The 19455-nt window shown below is 47.2% G+C and carries 12 protein-coding genes; 7 read left to right on the top strand and 5 right to left on the bottom strand.

The features are described 5' to 3' along the window. Positions 1–28: 28 nt before the first annotated feature. Positions 29–3820, top strand: coding sequence for an EAL domain-containing protein (locus UM402_RS04735; RefSeq protein ID WP_322295455.1), 3792 nt, complete (start codon positions 29–31; stop codon positions 3818–3820). A gap of 8 nt (positions 3821–3828) precedes the next feature. On the opposite strand, the gene fadJ is transcribed toward UM402_RS04735, so the two are convergent. After that, positions 3829–5955 (bottom strand): fatty acid oxidation complex subunit alpha FadJ, encoded by a 2127-nt coding sequence (gene fadJ, locus UM402_RS04730; protein WP_058579428.1) that lies wholly within the window; start codon positions 5953–5955, stop codon positions 3829–3831. Beyond that, entirely contained in the window at positions 5955–7265 is a 1311-nt protein-coding gene (gene fadI / locus UM402_RS04725; protein ID WP_058579429.1) for an acetyl-CoA C-acyltransferase FadI, read from the bottom strand. The genes fadJ and fadI overlap by 1 nt, the downstream gene beginning before the upstream one ends. A gap of 211 nt (positions 7266–7476) precedes the next feature. On the opposite strand from fadI, the gene UM402_RS04720 reads away from it, so the two are divergent. The 6 genes from UM402_RS04720 to UM402_RS04695 are packed head-to-tail and all read left to right on the top strand — an operon-like array spanning position 7477 to position 14400. After that, entirely contained in the window at positions 7477–8433 is a 957-nt protein-coding gene (locus UM402_RS04720) for an AAA family ATPase (protein ID WP_058579430.1), read from the top strand. Beyond that, a complete protein-coding gene (locus tag UM402_RS04715; protein WP_058579431.1) occupies positions 8433–9392 on the top strand; it encodes a DUF58 domain-containing protein in 960 nt (319 codons plus the stop codon). Before UM402_RS04720 ends, UM402_RS04715 begins: the two co-directional genes overlap by 1 nt. Further along, the gene (locus UM402_RS04710) at positions 9389–9874 is read left to right on the top strand and encodes a DUF4381 domain-containing protein (RefSeq protein WP_058579432.1); all 486 of its coding nucleotides are present in this window, start codon (positions 9389–9391) and stop codon (positions 9872–9874) included. The genes UM402_RS04715 and UM402_RS04710 overlap by 4 nt, the downstream gene beginning before the upstream one ends. After that, complete coding sequence (locus UM402_RS04705; protein ID WP_058579433.1) at positions 9867–10850, top strand: vWA domain-containing protein; 984 nt, start codon at positions 9867–9869, stop codon at positions 10848–10850. Before UM402_RS04710 ends, UM402_RS04705 begins: the two co-directional genes overlap by 8 nt. Further along, the gene (locus UM402_RS04700) at positions 10847–12691 is read left to right on the top strand and encodes a vWA domain-containing protein (protein WP_058579434.1); all 1845 of its coding nucleotides are present in this window, start codon (positions 10847–10849) and stop codon (positions 12689–12691) included. Before UM402_RS04705 ends, UM402_RS04700 begins: the two co-directional genes overlap by 4 nt. Next, positions 12685–14400 carry a BatD family protein gene (locus tag UM402_RS04695; RefSeq protein WP_058579435.1) on the top strand — a complete coding sequence of 572 codons (1716 nt, stop codon included), beginning with the start codon at positions 12685–12687 and terminating at the stop codon, positions 14398–14400. Before UM402_RS04700 ends, UM402_RS04695 begins: the two co-directional genes overlap by 7 nt. 58 nt (positions 14401–14458) lie before the next feature. On the opposite strand, the gene UM402_RS04690 is transcribed toward UM402_RS04695, so the two are convergent. From UM402_RS04690 to lon, 3 genes are all read right to left on the bottom strand, one after another. Further along, positions 14459–16327, bottom strand: a complete 1869-nt coding sequence (locus UM402_RS04690; RefSeq protein WP_058579436.1) for a SurA N-terminal domain-containing protein — start codon at positions 16325–16327, stop codon at positions 14459–14461. Between the two features lie 146 nt (positions 16328–16473). Further along, positions 16474–16746, bottom strand: a complete 273-nt coding sequence (gene hupB / locus UM402_RS04685) for a nucleoid-associated protein HU-beta (protein WP_011234253.1) — start codon at positions 16744–16746, stop codon at positions 16474–16476. Positions 16747–17049: 303 nt separating this feature from the next. Continuing rightward, positions 17050–19374, bottom strand: a complete 2325-nt coding sequence (lon, locus tag UM402_RS04680) for an endopeptidase La (protein WP_053952846.1) — start codon at positions 19372–19374, stop codon at positions 17050–17052. Positions 19375–19455: the final 81 nt, after the last annotated feature.

Raw genomic sequence — 19455 nt, 5'->3', positions numbered from 1 at the left:
CTTTTTGCTTTCATTCACGAGTCAGCTAATGGCTCAACCTACGTCTACGCTGGGCCTTCAACCAGAGGGCGTTAGGTTCCTGTCATCTGCCAATGGTCTACCCAGCAATTATATTCGCGACATCGAAATAGGTCCTCAAGGCTTTCTATGGCTCTCAACCGCTAAGGGTTTAGCCCGGTATGACGGTGTTGACCTAAACAATATCAATAGCCTGAACATCGATGCAGTTAACCATGCCGGTTCAGGCACCCTATTAACTATTGGCAATTCTTTATGGACGACTACAGATCATCGTTTATGGCGTCTTCAAAAAAACGCTGAATGGACTTCAACCCTTTTTCCAAAGCATGACACAACCGCTTTCAAAGTGAACACCTTCACTAAAGGACAGGATGGCCTGTTATTTATCGGAACCTCTGAGAGCCTGCTCACATTCAATCCGCAAACTCAGCACTTTAAAGAAAAAGCGCTTAACTATAACGGGCAACCAGTAACGAATATCCACTTTATTGAGTTTCACGGTGGCTGGTTTTGGTTGAGCAGCGGCTCCGGAGGTATCTATGTATGGGATGGTTACTCCGATAACGTTTTCTCAGTAACAAAGCGCAACCCCATATCGGACACTGTAAATGCCTCTGAAGTTAAAGCAATAACATGGTTTGAAAGCGCATTTTGGCTAGCGACCAATAGCGGGTTGAGGTTACTTAATAATGAGCTTCGCAGCGTTCAAACCCCACAACCAATTAATGAGCTAAAAGCGGTCGTTACCGATATTGAAAGGCACGACAACCAATTATTCATAGCCACCGAACAAGGGCTCTACAGTTACAGTAACAAACAGTTAGCGCAATTAACGCAAAGCCCAGCCACGGGGAAAATTGAGTTTTCTAATAACGGTGACCTGTTTCTGGCAACCTCGTCGAATGGGCTAGTCGAAATACCAAATTCTTATGCGCCAGCGATATTAAAACACTACACTGTCCCTAACCATTTGCCTGATAGTATCAAATCTCATTTACCAGAATCGTTAAAGAGAACGGGTAGCTATACTCAGACAAGCGAACATCAGTACTGGATACAGTCTGACTTGGGAATGGTTAATTACGACTTTATAAAAAAAGAAATTATAACTATCGCAGAGTCGCCGGTAAGCATTGAAAACGTTGCTGATATCAAAGCCTACTCTGACGATATCTTCTTGTTGACGAAAACACACCAGCTGTATAAATACAATACGGTGGAAAGCGAATGGCAACGCCTTGACTACGGCCTAAACTTAAATGATTCATTTTGGCTCACTCGTTTAGGCGAGACATTGTGGCTACATTCAGAAAACAATGCTTATGCCATTAATCCGTTTTCTGAAATATCTGAAAGAAAAAAAATAAACCCGGCGCTGCCGCTAAAAAACGCCTCCCTTGCCATAGATATTAAACCTTCGGGCAGTGCGGCAGAAGCTTGGTTTTCGTTACCATTTTCCAGAGTCGGTAACACACTCACCTATCGCTACAAGCTCGATAAGAATCAAACTGCATGGTCTTACATTCAACATAGCGAACTGCCATTACAACTGAACCAGCCATTTCCAGGCACCTATCAGCTTACTGCTCAGGCCTCTTTAAACGGGGAGAACTGGTACGCACAGAATGAAACAAGCTATAGCATCACTCATTCTTTTTGGACAACTCCCTACGCAATTTTGGGGTATAGCATTGTCGCTTTACTCGCTCTTGGTATTACCATTGTCCTCTATCGTTTTAAGCTCAAGCAACTAACGAACCTTACTACGTCACTGAATGGTCAGGCAAAAGCGCTTCAGTTCAGTCGCAGCCAGTATTGGCAGTGGAACCTCTCTACAGGTGAACTATTGAGGCAGTATATTTGGCCAGACTGTCCCGCGTTTCCGGTCGATGGTCGTCGCCTTAAGTCACCGGAAAGCACTTCGTCAAATATTCACCCAGGTGACGTTAACCGCTTACAAGAGGCAATAGATAACCATGTAAATGGGCAAACGGAATATTACGAGTGTTCCTATCGAATAAACAATAACGGCGCCTGGCTTTGGGTATTGGATCAGGGCAGAATTGAGAAGCAAAACGGCGTCGATGTCATGCATGGCACGCTCAGCGACGTTAGCAGCTTAGTTAGCTCGCAAGACCGAATTGATATGTTGGCAGCTTCTATTACCAATATTTCCGATGGCATTTGTATTTTCGACCGCTTTTTCAAGAAGGTAGAAGTCAACAAGGCTTTTGAGCGCATTTTAGGCTACCCCCGTGAGCAAGCTTTGGGAAAAAGCTTCCACCTTGATCTTTATTCTGAAGAGTTTACTAACCAAATTAAACGCACGGTCATAAAAGAAGGTACCTGGCGTGGAGAGTTAACCGACATTAAAGCTGACGGTAGTGAGTTCTTAATGGAGCTTACCCTGGATGCCGTTCATGATGACGAAGGCGCTTTGTCTTTCATCGTCGCCAGCTTTTCTGATATTACGGAGCGCCAGCGCACCGAGAGCGAGCTAAGACGCCTTTCCAATACGGATACCTTAACCGGTCTGCCAAACCGCTCTTACTTTCAGGTGAGTCACTCAAACTTAGTGCGTAAGAAAGTCTCTCACGCCCTGTTACTATTTGACTTAGACGACTTTAAAAAGGTCAACGACTCTCTTGGTCATGAGCTTGGCGATGACTTACTGTGTCTAGTTGCAGAACGACTGATGGATATTAGCCGACGTCAGGATACGCTGTATCGGTTAGGCGGTGACGAGTTCGGCTTGCTGATTGAAGACAGCACCGACTTGCACCTTATCGGTGACTTAGCGCACAAGATAAACAGAACCATCGCTGAGCCCTATTCCGTTAATAATCAAGATATTGTTATTGGTAGTTCCATTGGTATTGTTCTGTTCCCACACGACGGCATTACCTCGCAAGAGCTCCTACAAAAGGCCGATATGGCCATGTACCACGCCAAGCAGCGCGGTGGAAACTGCTATCAATTTTTCAGTCAGTCAATGAACGAAAATGCTGTGCAACGGCTGAAACTGGAAAACCAACTGCGTGCAGCTTTGAAAAATAATGGCGTTGAAGTTTACTATCAACCAAAGATCGAGGTTCATACCGGGCACATTGCCGGTATAGAGTCGCTGGCAAGAATAAAAAGTGATGATGGCTCTCAAATAAGTCCAGCTGACTTTATTCCTCTGGCTGAAGAAACAGGCCTGATTATTGAACTTGGCGAACAAGTACTGCGCCAGTCATGTCAAGATATGAGGGTCTTTATGCAGTACCCGGGAGCGCCCAAAACCATTGCTATTAACCTGTCAGCTCGTCAGTTTATGCAATCTGGACTGGCTTTGCAGATAGAATGTATATTGCGCCAGGAGTCATTGCCCCCACGCCACGTTGAGTTTGAAATAACCGAAGGCATGGTCATGAGTGACCCCGAGAGAGCCATTATTATGATGGAAAACCTATCCGATATGGGCGTTAAACTGGCTCTTGATGACTTCGGAACGGGTTATTCGTCACTGGCTTACCTTAAGCGCTTCCCTATGGACAGCTTAAAAATAGACAAAGCCTTTATCGATGACATCACGACAAGCTCAAAAGACCGCAGTATGGTGGCGTCGATTATTGGTATGGCTCATAACCTGGGCCTGAAAGTCATTGCAGAAGGGGTTGAATCTGAAGCTCAGCTTGAGCAATTAAAAAGCCTTGAATGCGAATACATCCAAGGCTTTTATTACGCGAAACCAATGCCTGCTGATAGTTTTATTGAATTTATCAAGCAACATACAGCAGACGTGGTTGACGTTTAAACGTTTACTTAAGAGTAAAAGCGCTCGCCGTTTTTTGCCATTTCTTTTAGCAATGGTGCTGGTGTGTAGCGCTCGCCTCTTTCTGACGCTAAAGCTTCCAGTTTAGCGACAATGCTACCGATACCCTGGCTGTCCATATAGCGGAACGGTCCACCTAAGAATGGCGGAAAACCAATACCGAAAATAGCACCTATGTCACCGTCACGCGGGCTACGAATAATGCCTTCCTGCAAGCAGTAAACAGCTTCATTCAACATCGGTAACAAGCAAATATCGACAATATCTTCTGCTGATTTACACTCGTTAGGATCAACACCCAATAGCGAATAAACGGATGTATCAACCGGCTTACCTTTAACGCCTTTACCGTACTTGTAGAAACCCTTCTGGTTCTTCTTACCTTTACGGTCGTCATCAATCAGCTTTTCGAAGGCTTGCGGCGCTTCGAATCTGTCGCCCAATTCGTTAACCAAAATTGGTGCAACTTTTGCCGCGACATCAATACCCACTTCATCTAAAAGAGTCATGGGCCCGACTGGGAAGCCGAATTTAACTAAGGTTTTATCCAGTTTTTCAATAGGCTCACCGGCCAGCATCAGACGCGCCGCTTCATTCATGTATGGCGCCAGAATACGGTTTACGTAAAAGCCAGCACCATCTTTTACCACAATAGGTGTCTTACCTTGTTTTTTCGCCAATGCCACCGTGGTTGCAATGGTTTTATCAGAGGTCCCCTCGTGGGTAATAATTTCTGCCAGCGGCATTTTGTCGACTGGAGAGAAGTAATGCAGACCAATAACCTGTTCCGGACGCTTCGCTTTGGCCGCAATTTGGGTAATAGGCAGCGAACTGGTGTTGGTAGCAAAAATTGTCGACTCACTTGCGTGCTCTTCAATGTCAGCAACCATTTTTTGCTTAAGATCCAAGTCTTCAAAGACCGCTTCTATAACCACATCGGTGCGCTCAAAACCGCTATAGTCCAGCGTACCGCTTAGCATCAGCATGGTTTTCTCATACTCAGCTCGGCGCATATGTTTACGCTTCACTTTCTTGATTAAGCGCTCATAGCTGTAATGCAGTGCGTGGCGAACACCATCTTCAGCAATATCTTTAATGCGCGCAGGTATATTCGCCTTTGCTGCCGTAACATAAGCAATACCACCGCCCATCAATCCACCACCAAGAACGCCAACGCGCTTTATTGGGTCTGGTTCAACGCCATCAGCACCGGTCTCTTTCTTCATTTCAGTGGTTGCAAAGAATATCTGACGAAGCTGATACGACTCGGGTGTCATGGCTAACTCGCCAAAACTGCGCGCTTCTTTATCTAACCCGGCTTCGTGCCCTCGTTCAACACCTTCGCGCACCGTCTGAATAATTTTATCAATAGCCGGATAATTTCCATGCGCTTTTTTCTGCGCCTGCTCACCCGCTTTTTTGAAGATAATATCGCGACCAAACTTCGTGCCTTCCAGAACCTTACTAAAGCCTTTTAGAGGCGGCTTACTGGCTTTCGGCTTGCGCTTCAGTGCGTGTTCAACTGCTACATCCAGTAAAATACTTTGCGGCACAACTTCTGTCACTAAGCCCGCTTTCTTAGCTTGCTTTGCGCGCAGTTGCTTGCCGGTCAACATCATGGTTAAACCCTGCTGAATACCCACCAGACGCGGCAGACGCTGTGTGCCACCACTGCCCGGCAGAAGGCCTAACTGCACTTCCGGCAAACCAAGCACGGTTTTCGGGTTATCCGTACAGACACGTACATGACACGCCATCGCCAGCTCAAGCCCGCCACCAAGGCACGCACCATTAATGGCGGCTACGACCGGCACATCCAACTGCTCAATACGGTCAAACATGGCTTGTCCTTTACGAGCCAGACTTTCTGTATCTGCAGCAGTTTCGCAGTCGTTAATCATATTAATATCGGCACCGGCAATGAACGAACCGGGTTTACCACTGATAAAAACAACGCCCTTAATCGAGCTGTCGCTTTCCAACTTGTTCAGCAACGAGCCAACCTCGTCTGCAAATGAGTCTTTTAAGGTGTTCATCGACTCACCCGGAACATCAATTGTGACAACAGCTACACCGTCGTCGCGTATATCCATCGTGAATGCTTTATCCTGACTCATTATTCTGTCTCCACAATCATTGCAGCACCTAAACCACCAGCAGCACAGGCTGTTGTCAGACCGACACCACCGCCGCGACGATGCAATTCGTTCAGCGTTTGCGTGATCATACGCGTTCCTGTCGCTGCAAACGGATGCCCGTAGGCAATTGAGCCGCCCAGTACGTTAAACTTGTCCATATCAATATCGCCAATGGCTTTATCGCGCCCCAGCTTGTCTTTCGCAAATTTGTCGCTGGCAAACATTTTCATATTGGCTAGCGTTTGCGCCGCAAAAGCTTCGTGCATGTCAATTAAATCGAGATCATTTAACGTCATGCCTGCTCTGTCCAACGCTACTGGCGTAGAGTAAGACGGTCCCATCAGCATATCTTCTTCGACCTGCAATGCTGCAAATGCGTAGCTGCGTAAATAGCCCAACACAGGTAGACCTAATTCTTTTGCCCGGCTTTCTGTCATCATCAATACCGCAGAAGCACCATCGGTTAACGGCGTACTATTGGCCGCTGTAACCGAGCCGTGTTTGCGGTCAAACACCGGTTTCAACCTAGAGAGTTTGTCGACCTGGCTGTCACCACGAATGTTGTTGTCGCGGCTTAAGTGTTTGTTATACGGCTCCGGATAAGCTGTCATCACTTCGCTGTCCAGCCACCCTGCTTCCCACGCTGCGTGTGCCTTTTGATGCGAGCGTACGGTCAGCTCGTCCTGGTCAGCACGACTAATACTGTGGGTTTTAGCCATTTGCTCTGCAGTCTGCCCCATGCTCAAACCGGTTGAGTACTCAGCAACGGCCGGTGGCACTGGTAATAAGTCTTTAAACTTAAGACGTTTTAAAATGGATAAACGCTGACCTAAGGTCTTGGCTTTATTTAAGTCAACTAACGCACGACCCAAGCGTTTGCTGACACCAATAGGCAGTACCGATGAAGAGTCGGCACCGCCGGCAATACCACCGCGAATATGTCCGGCAATCATTGCTTCTGCAATATTAACCGCAGACTGAAAGCTCGTTGCACACGCGCGTGACACACTGTAGGCGTCGGTGTTCACCGGCAAGCTGGTTCCTAACACTATTTCGCGGGCAATATTTGGCGCTTCCGGCATTTGAACCACTTGCCCAAATACCAGCTGCTCGACCCACTCGCCTTCAATACCGGTTTTATTCACCAGCTCCTGAACGACCATTTTGCCAAGATCAACGGCGGGCACGCCGTGAAACTCTGTTGCCTGCTTAGCAAACGGCGTTCGTAAGCCCGCAACAAAAGCGATACGCTCGCCGTTAACTGTGCGCACTTGATGTGCTTCTGACATAACTTTTCCTCGCTTAATCAACCATTACTGGTCTGACCACAAAATATGTTACAAATTCTAGCGCTTAATAGAGCAGATTAAAACCTTCGTTTTCGGTACAGTATGGCAATACAATTGAAAATTCGGAACAAAGACAGCATTGTTACTGTCATTGCATAACGGTACTGACAGCATAGTCATTTTTCACCGGATTCGACAGCCTGGAGTCAAGATGTCATCGACAGCATTTCAACAATTACAAGACTACCTGAATCAGCAGGTTCTGGGACAACCCGACTTTACCCGTAATTTATTAATCGCGGTATTAGCCGATGGGCACTTATTGGTGGAAGGACCGCCAGGCCTTGCCAAAACTCGCGCAGTGCAGAGCTTAGCGAATGGCATTGAGGGCGATTTTCACCGTATTCAGTTTACTCCCGACTTACTACCCGCTGACTTGACCGGTACGGATATTTACCGTCCCGAGACCGGGACTTTTGAGTTCCAACAAGGTCCTTTGTTCCATAACTTGATTTTAGCGGATGAGATTAACCGGGCTCCGGCCAAGGTTCAGTCAGCGTTGCTGGAGGCTATGGCCGAACGCCAAATTACCGTGGGGCAACGCAGTTATCCGTTGTCTGACTTATTTATGGTGCTGGCAACACAAAACCCGTTAGAGCAGGAAGGCACCTATCCTCTCCCAGAAGCGCAGTTAGACCGCTTCTTAATGCATTTAAAACTGGACTATCCTGACGCAGAAACCGAGCAAAAAATTCTCAGGCTTACCCGTGGTGAAGCATTAAACGAGCAAATGCCAGCTCCAAAACCGCTGACGCAGGCAGACTTATTCAATGCTCGTAAAGAAGTTCTGGAAGTGTACCTGGACGACGCGGTAGAAAATTATTTAGTTCAGTTAATTATCGCCACTCGCCAACCTCAGCATTATGACGCCAACCTGGCTTCATGGATTGGTTATGGCGCCAGCCCGCGCGCCACTATTTCATTAGAGCGCTGCGCACGCGCTCAAGCTTGGTTGGCAGGTCGTGACTTTGTCACGCCAGACGATGTTATGTCCATTTGCCATAACGTATTACGCCATCGAATCATACTGAGCTACCAGGCTGAAGCTGACGGCGTCACACACGATCAAGTTATCGACACCATACTGAAACTGGTGCCAGCACCATAATGCCTCAACTGGACGTGTCACAATGGCTAAAACAACTGCATACCGACGGCATTTCGCTGGGTATGCAGGAGCTAATGTATTATCGCAGTAAAATTGCCGCTTTTGCTAAGCATAAAAAAACACTGCCGCGAACAACGGTGTCCGGCCCTTTACTCAGTAAAGTCCGGGGGCGTGGTATGGAGTTTGACGAAGTAAGGCATTATCAAGCCGGCGACGATATTCGTGCCATTGACTGGCGCGTGACAGCCAGAACCGGTAAAGCTCATACCAAGCTGTACCGGGAAGAAAAAGAAAAGCCCGTGTTCATTTGGGTCGATTTGTCATTATCTCAGCTATTTGGCAGTGAGTTTGTATTTAAGTCAGTCCAGGCTGCGCACCTTGCTGCGGCTATTGCCTGGCAGGCGCAGCACAAAGGTGACCGTGTCGGCGGGCTAATAAGCAACGGCTGGCTTCATAACGAATTTAAACCTGCGGCGCGCCAACAAGGTGTGTTACGGCTACTGCATGGTCTTGTTGACGTCAGCAAAGACAGTTTAGCGCGCTGGCAGAAACAGGCATCGACACCCGCAGAACCTATGTCTGAGTCGCTGAAAAGATTACGTCAACTGGTTAAGCCCGGCAGTATTATTCATGTTATTAGTGACTTTCATAGCGCCGACAAAAGCATTATTGATGGGCTGCAGGTGTTATCGAAACATAACCTAGTGCGTTGCTATGGTGTTTATGACCCGATGGAAAAGTCGCTTCCTCAGGGGCATTCCATCCAGCCTTTAGCCGTATCTAATGGCCAACAACAAGTCGATATCGACTTAACCAATAAACGTCAGACAGACACGTACGCAAACGCAGCCCAGAGCCACTGGCAAGCGCTTGAAAAAAGTTTTGCAAACCGACAGCTGCTGTTTACACCCGTTAGCAGCGCACAACCTATTGAAGTACAGTGGAGCGATATTTCATGATACAGCAGGCATCGCTCAGTCAGCTCAATGACATTGTTCCGCCAGCTGATGCCAGTTGGTGGCCACCGACCTGGTGGAGCCTTGGTAGCGTCTTATTATTCATCGCAATTGTAGCGTTCATTAGTTATTGGCTGGTTCAACGGCGATTAAAGGCGAGGGCTCGCCGTGAAGCCTACAAACAGTTACAAGCATTAACGCCGACCACCACAGAGCAAGTCACCCTACTTCTTAAACAAGTGGCTCTCGCGTATTACCCACAGCAGAGGGTTTCTAACTTACACGGCCAACAATGGCTCACGTTTTTACTCTCAGGTATGAGCGAAAAGTCGCAGCAACACTTTAATGCGGAATTACAGCAATACGACATTAATAGCGAGTTATACGGACAAGCAAGTAATGCATTTTGTGAGCTATACAAAGCAGTTGGCTGCCAATGGTTGCAGTTAGACCTGAGTAAAATGCCGGGAGAGCACAATGTTTGAGTTTGCCTGGCCCTGGATGTTTCTTTTATTACCACTGCCGGCGTTGGTCTGGTGGTTAATACCCGCTCGCAAAAACACCCGCTCGGCTATTCGGCTGCCCAATTTATATGGACTGTCCAGTGAACAACAGACCATAAAGAATCAGTGGTTTTTCTTAACGGTGCTAGCCATTGCATGGGTGTCGCTCGTTTCAGCGACAGCTCGTCCGCAATGGTTAGGTGAGCCGGTTGCCACCCGCTCTGAAGGTCGGGAAATGATGCTGGCAGTAGACTTGTCGGGCAGTATGGAAATTGCCGATATGGAAATTAACGGCCAGTCGGTCGACCGGCTGTCGATGGTCAAACATGTGCTTAGCGACTTTATTACACGTCGCGAAGGCGACCGCCTGGGGTTAATCTTATTTGGCGATACCGCTTATTTACAGGCACCAATGACGTATGACCGACAGACTATTGCACAAATGCTGAATGAGTCGGTACTTGGGCTGGTTGGTGAAAGAACAGCCATTGGCGATGCGATAGCCCTGGCGGTTAAGCGCTTTCAGCAAGACGAAGAAACCAACCGCGTACTCATTTTATTAACCGATGGTCAAAGTACAGCGGGCAACCTGACGCCAGAGCAAGCGCTAGAGCTGGCTAAAAGTTATGACGTTACTATTTACCCAATTGCAGTTGGAGCAGAAGAAGTTGTCGTTGATAGCTTTTTCGGACAACGACGCGTCAATCCAAGCCGAGATTTAGACATACCTTTAATGCAAAAGTTAGCGCGTGAAACCGGCGGCGAATATTTCCGCGCCAGAAGTACCGAAGAGCTCGAGAATATATATACTTTGCTGGATGAATTGGAGCCCGTGGACGACGATCCTCAACAGCTTCGGCCCAGAGCCAGTTTATTCCACTGGCCGCTTTCATTGTGCTTTATTGCCTTAATTGCACTTGCCCTAAGTCGGTACAAGCCATGGAGGTTGTCACAATGAGCGACTTTCATTTTATTCGCCCCTGGTGGCTTATTGCCTTGCTCCCTGTTGCCCTTATGTACTGGCGACTGCTTAGACAAAATAAACATGAAGCCGGATGGAATCAGTTTCTTCCTGGTCATTTAGCAAAGGTGCTGGTCAATTCAGGAGGCAAAGCATCCAGCTGGCCGATTCACCGACTCGCATTAATGCTAATTATTGCCAGTGCGGCTCTTGCCGGACCCACTTGGGAAAAGCTGCCGCAACCGGTTTATCAGTTAGAGTCCGGTCAGGTGGTTATTATGGACATGTCACCTTCACTGTTAGCCGAAGACGTTACGCCTAACCGACTGACCCAGTTGCGTTTTAAAGCCATTGATCTAGTGCGCTCCGGTCTTGACGGAGATACGGGCTTAATTGCCTATGCCGATGACGCGTTTACCATTAGCCCGTTAACCGCGGACAACCGAAACTTAATCAACTTAATACCCTCATTGTCGCCGGAAATAATGCCATTGGAAGGGAGTGAGCCCTTGCGCGCTCTGAAGCTTGCTAACGAACTTCTGGCAAACGCTGGATATCCTCAGGGCGATATTTACTGGTTAACAGATGGTATCAGCAGCCGCGACTTGCAACCTTTAACAGACTACTTGCGCGATATTGAACACAGAGTATCAATTTTAGGGGTCGGCACAGAAGACGGTGCCCCGGTGCGAAACACTAATGGCAGCCTGGTAAAAGAAAACGGTAGAGTCGTCATAGCGAAGCTGTTTCCAGATCGACTAAGCGACTTAGCACAAATAACCAACGGCGTTTTTGTGCAGGCGACATCAACTAACGATGACATTGATACACTCACTGCTCTGCCGCCACTTAGCCGTGAAGGTAAAGACAACCAGCAACAACAGCGGGGAGATGCCTGGAAAGATATGGGTCGTTATGTAGCACTGTTCATTTTGCCTTTATTACTGGCAAGCTGGCGTAAAGGCGCCCTTTTGACACCACTTGTACTGGCATTAACTATCCCAATGTCGTTATCCAGCCCCAAGGCCTATGCTCAGGAGGCTGAACCGAATAACTCTGAAGGCGTACTGAGTTCGCTATTTTTAAACAACGAGCAGCGTGCCCAACAGCTTTACCAGAACAAGCAGTTTGAGCGAGCATCCGAGCTAAGTTCTGACCCGCTTCGAAAAGGCGCTGCACTTTACAAACAAGGCCAGTATGCTGAAGCAGCAGATTCTTTTGCCAAAAATAACTCGGCCGAAGCCCACTTCAACCGGGGTAATGCACTTGCTCAGGAACAACAATTTGAGCAAGCGTCAGAAGCTTACCAGCAAGCGTTAGAGCAACGACCGGACTGGCCACAAGCCAAAGAGAATTTGGACGTTGTGAAAAAGCTACAAGAAAAGCAGCAACAAGAGCAGTCTGGTGAATCAGGCGATGAAAACTCCGAGTCAGATAAAGACTCTGAGCAATCGAATGATAAGCAGGGGAATAACCAAAACAACAACCAAGGACAAAACCAACAAGGCGACAACTCAGATTCTCAGTCACAGCCCCAGAATAGAGACTCTCAACAACAGCAGAAGCAAGATAAACAAGAGCCGGGTCAGCAAGAGAAAGCTGAGAAAGAGCAGGCAAGAAAGCAACAAGAAGACAACGCTGAAGGTCAAGCAGAGCAACAAAATGCTCAGTTTAAAGAAGGCGAGATTGATCCTGAAAAAGCGCGTCAATTAGAGCAATGGATGAACCGTGTACCGGATGATCCAAGCATACTGCTAAGAAATAAGATGTTATTGGAAAGCCAGCGCCGCAACCAGCGTAGAGCTTCTCAGCCACAAGGAGAGAAGAAAAAATGGTAAGAGCCGTAAACTTGCTCGTTGTTTTACTCATGTTATTCAGTATGACCGCAAGTGCTGATGTAACTGAGGTAACAGCAACGGTCGACAGAAACCCAGTAACCGCAAACGAGTCTTTTGTGCTGACTGTTACGGTTAATGATGACGTATCAAATAATGCATTTGAGGCGTCTAAGCTGCTGCAGGACTTTGTCGTCGGTCGCACTTCTGTCAGCCGTCAAACCTCAATGATAAACGGTAGCCTGAGCAAACAAACACGCTTTACCACGGTGCTTATTCCACAGTCTCCCGGCGAGTACACCATTCCGGAAATTACTATTAAGGGGGTGTCATCTAAGCCAATTAATTTGCAGGTACTTAAACAAGGCACAGACAGTGACACCGAACAGAGAATTGCCTTTATCGAAGCCCAGGTAGATTCAACCAATGTCTATTTCCAGCAGCCAATTACCTATATTGCCCGACTGTTTCTGGCTGCCGACTTAAATAAAGGTAACCTAGTGCCGCCTCAGGTCGACAATGCCGATGTGCAACAGATAGGCCGCGACGAAGAAAGCACACAAATGGTCAACGGTCGCCGTTATAAAATTTACCAGCGCGTTTATCAAATCACGCCTAACAAGTCAGGCTCTATAACCATACCTGGCGCTCGTTTTGACGGTGAAGTCTTTACTCAGGGACAGCGCTCAATCTTTTCCTCTTTTTCAAACACCCAGCCGGTTAGTGCAATAGCCGAAGGCATTGACGTTAATGTGCTACCCGTACCGGACTCATGGACCGGGCACTGGTTACCCAGCGAGTTGGTCAGCTTATCGGCGTCAATAAGTCCGGAGCAAGACGAGTATAAAGCAGGAGAGCCTATTACATTGTCTTATATGCTGACGGCTGTAGGGGTTAAACCTGAGCAATTGCCAGAAATAGCTCCGGACTTTCCGAGCAGTTTCAGGGTATATCCAGACAACGATGAAACCGACAGTTTCACTCGAAATGGTGTGGTTATTTCTCAAAAAACCGTCAGTTTTGCGCTCGTACCGGAACAAGCCGGGGATTTAGTCATTCCTGAGTTTACACTGCCCTGGTTTAACACCAAGACTCAGCAACGGACAATCGCTAAAACGGATAATATGACACTGCCTGTGATCATGCCTGCCGGTATGACGCAAAGCGATATCGCTGAGGCTGCGCCGACTGACAGCAGGCCAGACACTGCAAACGAGAAAGCTGCGAACACCTCCGCGAAGCAGGACATCAATACTGTTGCCTCTAAACCATTAGTACCCGTTTGGGTCATTATTGCCTTAACTGCCGGCTTAACTATTTCGTTGCTGCTTAACCTGTACCTGCTAATTAAACGCAAAAGCGTTAAAAGCCAGGAGAAAACCGTTAAGCCTGAAAGCGCAGATAATTTGAACCGCAGTAGGTCATGGCAGGACTTCCAGAAAGCCTGCAAAAACAACGATGCGAAAGCAGCACAAGAGAGCCTTATCAACTGGGCTAAAACGCATTTGGATGGTTCTTTTAATAGTCTTGCTGAGGTTGCTAAGCGTTTAAATATTGAGGAAGAAATAAAGCCGCTACAGGCTTCTCTTTATAACGCTAGTAGCTCTAAATGGACTGAAGGTAAAACGCTTTATCAGAAAGTCAGAAAGCAAATAGCTAGCATGAACGTAAAACAACAAAGCTCGACTTTACCGCAACTATACCCATCTTAAGCAATAAAAAAGCCCGGCGCTATTACGCCGGGCCTTTATTTCTCAATACATTCGTAATTTACTGAAGACGCATTCTGCGAATGTCGGCATCCGCTTTTAACGTATCAATAAATGACTGCAGCATTACCTGAGCCTTACGGTTTTGTAACTGCTCTTTTAAACCGTCCATTTGAGCTTCGTCTGGGTTACCCGCTGTTACCGAAGTTAATGCAACAATTGCTGCATCCCCATTAGGTAATGTGACAGCCTCATAAGTCGGTTTACCATCGGCATTAGGGGTTAGTTTGAATAACTCCTGAACTAATGTACTTGAGTAGTCGCGATTATTACGCTGAATACTATCAACAAGAGTTACTTGTTCACCCGGCTCTGCCCCTGCGCGCCACTCCTCTGCTTGCTCCTGAGCCTGCTGTAACGCTAACTGCTGAGCTTTCTCAACACGCAATTGTTCAACAATTTGCTCACGAACTTCAGCCATGTCTTTCACGCGCTCTGGCTGATGCTCTGTAACGCGGACGACAAGTGAGCGATCGTCGGTGGTTTCTATAATCTCACTGTTCAACTTCTCTTCAATCAGCTGTTCAGAGAAAATATTGTTTAGCACAACATCGTCACTCAGCGGTGTCGGCGCGCGATCACGAGTAAATAAGTCGGTACGCTTCACCTCAACACCCAACTCATCAGCTGCTGGCTCTAGCGTGTCAGGCTGCTCAAACGAAATTTCCGCTAGCTGTTGCTGTAACTCGAAATAACGATCTTCCGCTTGTTGAGCCAATAGCCGCTGCTCTACTTCGTCTTTGACGTCTTCAAAAGGTGTCACAGAACCTGCACGTAAGTCCGTCAGCTTAATAATGTGGTAGCCGAAGCTGGTCTCAACAACACCTGAAGTATCACCAACGTTCTCAAGCGCAAATGCAGCGTTGTCAAAGTCTTCATCCATTACGCCTCTCTCTATCCAGTCAAGGTCACCACCTTGTTCAGCAGAGAAAGTATCGTCTGAATATGACTCAGCAACTTCAGCAAAGTCCGCCCCGTTTTCCAGTTCCTGAAGTGCGTCCTCAGCTTTTTGTTGCGCATTTTCAGTATCATGCTCAACTAAAATATGAGAAACACGACGCTCTTCTTCAGTCGTATACTGTTGTTGGCGCTGTTCATAATATTCGCGCACTTCTTCTTCAGCAATGTCGACTGACTGCTCAATGTCGGCCAGCGACAATTCAACATAAGCAACACTCAGCTGTTCCTCTGTACGGAACATATCCTGATTTTGTTGATAAAAGCTTTCTACATCAGCGTCAGTCACTTCAACTGAGTCAGCAAAGTCTTCGTTGTTAAGTACCAGGAAGCCACCTGAGCGCGTTTGGCTTTGCAGGCGCATAAAGGCTAAAGCTTCAGGCGTAAGCACGAACTCACTGCCGGCAAGCCCACGCAGCAGTTGGTTACGCGTCATGTCCTGTTGCATTAGGTTGGCAAAAGACTCCGGCGTATACCCCGCATTTCGTAGTGACATTAAGTAAATGTCATTATCGAACTGCCCGGCTGTACGGAACTGGGGAATATCTCGAATAGCAGCTTTTACCTGGTCTGCACCAACGCGCATTCCCTGAGACTCTGCGTACTGTCTCATTAACTCCTGGTCGATAAGCTGCTCCAGCACACCACTTCGTACGTTGTTCATGTAGTTGGGGTCTGAAGTGATAGCGGAAAACATATCGCCGAACTGCTCTTGTAAGCGGCTCCGCTCATTTTCATAGGCTCTGTCATAAGCACTTTGAGGAATTTCTTCCCCGTTAACTTCTGCTACAGCGTCTTCTGTGCCGCTGGTAATATAGCCACCAACGCCTGCCAGAGCAAAAGTTAGAATGATTAATACCAGAATGGCTTTGGCAGTAAAGCTCTGCGAACCTTCCCGAATCCTCTCTAACATAATAAGGCTTTCCTAATTTACCGGTAAAACGACGAGACATTATAAGTAGATTCGTCGCAAAACTCACCCTTCAGATAAAAAATAACCCGAGGTTTTTAACCCCGGGTTACTATTTAATTCAATAAAAAAGCGCTAACGCGCCTTTCTTAGTTTACTGCGTCTTTCAGTGCTTTACCTGCTTTGAAAGAAGGTACTTTAGCTGCAGCGATCTGAATGGTCTCACCAGTTTGTGGGTTACGACCAGTGCGAGCAGAACGCTCACGTACACTAAATGTACCGAAGCCAACTAATGCGACTTGGTCATCTTTTTTCAGAGCATCAGTTACTGCATCGATCATTGAGTCCAGAGCACGACCAGCAGCAGCCTTAGAAATATCTGCACCCGCCGCGATTTTGTCAATAAGCTGAGACTTGTTCACAGTATCATCCCCTTAGATTGTTATTATCAAGTTTCCGTGGTTCCATTCGGTTTTAAATGGGCCGACAACGTTTATATCAAGGTTGATCTTATTGTTCAAGCACCTTTATTACCGAACGTCTTTCTTTCCCAGCACCTCTGAGAGTCCCCTCAGAAGTAGCTATGAACCCTAGGCTACCACAGTCTTACAGATTGAAAACCCTTTTTACGCACTTTTTAACGAAAAAATGCGGCCTGAGAGCTAAATTCGCATCTGCAGGCCGCATTCTACCGTTCGAATATGACTTTAGTATTAAGGCTTAAATTAGTCCTTCACCAAAGCCACATCAAGTACTTCGTCTATCCACTTGACCGGCTGGATAACCAAGTCCTCTTTGACGTTGTCAGCTATTTCTTTTAAATCACGCTCATTATCTTTTGGAATCAAAACGTGTTTAATACCACCCCGATGCGCTGCTAACAGCTTTTCTTTTAAACCACCGATAGCCAATACTTCGCCACGTAGTGTAATTTCACCGGTCATAGCCACATCAGAGCGTACAGGTTTACCCGTTAGCGATGACACCATAGCCGTTACCATGGCAATACCAGCGCTTGGTCCATCTTTAGGTGTTGCTCCTTCAGGCACGTGAACGTGAATATCGCGTTTTTCATGGAAATCCTCGGCAATACCCAGCTTGTCTGCACGACTCCGCACAACGGTCAATGCTGTTTGTATGGACTCCTGCATAACATCACCCAATGAACCGGTACTGGTGGTTTTGCCTTTACCCGCTACGTTAGTAGCCTCAATGGTCAGCAAGTCACCACCGACTTCTGTCCACGCGAGACCTGTAACTTGACCCACTTGATTAGCCTCTTCTGCTTTTCCGTAGTCGAAGCGCTGCACACCTAAGTAGTCACTTAGGTTATCGCCGTTAATTTCAACATGGGTTATCGACTTGTCGAGCAGGATCGTTTTGACCGCTTTGCGGCACAGACGCGACAGTTCTCGCTCAAGGTTACGAACACCCGCTTCGCGTGTGTAATAACGAATAATGCCAATAATCGCACTATCCTCAACGGTAATTTCTTTTTTCTTAAGTCCGTTACGCTCAATTTGTTTCGGCAGTAAATGACGTTTTGCGATATTCAGCTTTTCGTCTTCGGTATAGCCCGATAAGCGAATAACTTCCATGCGATCCAGTAACGGCGCAGGAATGTTCATACTGTTTGACGTGGCCACAAACATAACGTCTGAAAGATCGTAATCAACTTCCAGATAATGGTCGTTAAAGTTCACGTTTTGCTCTGGATCCAGCACTTCCAACAAGGCTGAAGCTGGGTCGCCACGCATATCCGCAGACATTTTATCAATTTCGTCCAGCAGGAATAACGGGTTGCGAACCCCTACCTTCGACATTTTCTGAATGAGTTTGCCTGGCATCGAACCAATATACGTACGGCGGTGGCCACGAATTTCGGCTTCGTCACGGACGCCACCTAAAGCCATACGAACATACTGACGACCTGTTGCTTTCGCTATCGACTGCCCTAAAGACGTCTTGCCAACCCCCGGAGGACCGACTAAGCACAATATTGCGCCTTTCACTTTAGTCGTGCGCTGCTGAACCGCCAGGTATTCAATGATGCGCTCTTTAACCTTTTCCAGACCATAATGATCGGCATCGAGAATTTTCTCAGCATTCGCCAAATCTTTCTTAATACGCGAGCGTTTTTTCCAGGGTACTGACACCATCCAGTCAATATAGCCACGCACTACTGTCGCTTCGGCAGACATTGGTGACATCATTTTAAGCTTTTGCAACTCGGCTTCGGTCTTCTTCTTCGCCTCCGCCGGCATCTGAGCATCGTCTATTTTCTGTTGTAGCTGCTCAAATTCATCAACGCCGTCTTCGCTTTCACCCAACTCTTTCTGAATGGCTTTCATTTGCTCATTCAAATAATACTCGCGCTGGCTCTTCTCCATTTGTTTTTTCACGCGACTGCGAATGCGCTTTTCAACCTGGAGAATATCAATTTCGCCTTCCATCAGAGCCATTAGGTGCTCGATGCGTTCACGCACGTCGGTAATTTCCAGCACCGCTTGCTTTTCTGCTAGCTTCAGCGGCATATGCGCAGCCATGGTATCAGCCAGGCGATCTAAATCTTCAATACCGGACAGCGATGTCAGCACTTCCGGCGGAATTTTCTTGTTAAGTTTGACGTAGCCTTCAAACTGATTCAGTGCTGAACGAATCAGCACCTCTTCTTCTTTCTCAGACAAAGCTTCAGCGGCCAGATAATGAATATTCGCTTCGAAGTATTCTTCACTGTCTTTCAATTCATCTAACTGAGCGCGCTGTTTACCCTCTACCAGCACCTTCACGGTACCGTCAGGCAGCTTCAGCAGCTGCAAAATGGTTGCAACGGTGCCAACCTGATATATGTCGTCTTTTTCCGGCTCGTCTATTGAGGCGTCTTTTTGTGCGGCCAAAAAGACCTGCTTATCTGCGTCCATGGCAGCTTGCAGGCAGCGGATTGATTTTTCCCTGCCCACAAAAAGTGGAATTACCATATGCGGGTAAACCACTACATCTCGCAACGGCAGAACTGGCATCGTTAATTGTTCGGTGCGTTCTTCGCTCATTAATCTTTTCTCCCGACCTTGGTTTACTCTGTTATATGCGGTCTTTCGGCTAAAGTTCAATCCTTAACAGAAAAAAAGGGC

It is taken from the genome of Idiomarina sp. OXR-189 (assembly GCF_034373425.1).
Lineage (GTDB): Bacteria > Pseudomonadota > Gammaproteobacteria > Enterobacterales > Alteromonadaceae > Idiomarina > Idiomarina zobellii.
The sequence above is the reverse complement of the archived record's forward strand: the minus strand, read 5'-3'. Positions and strand labels throughout refer to the sequence as shown.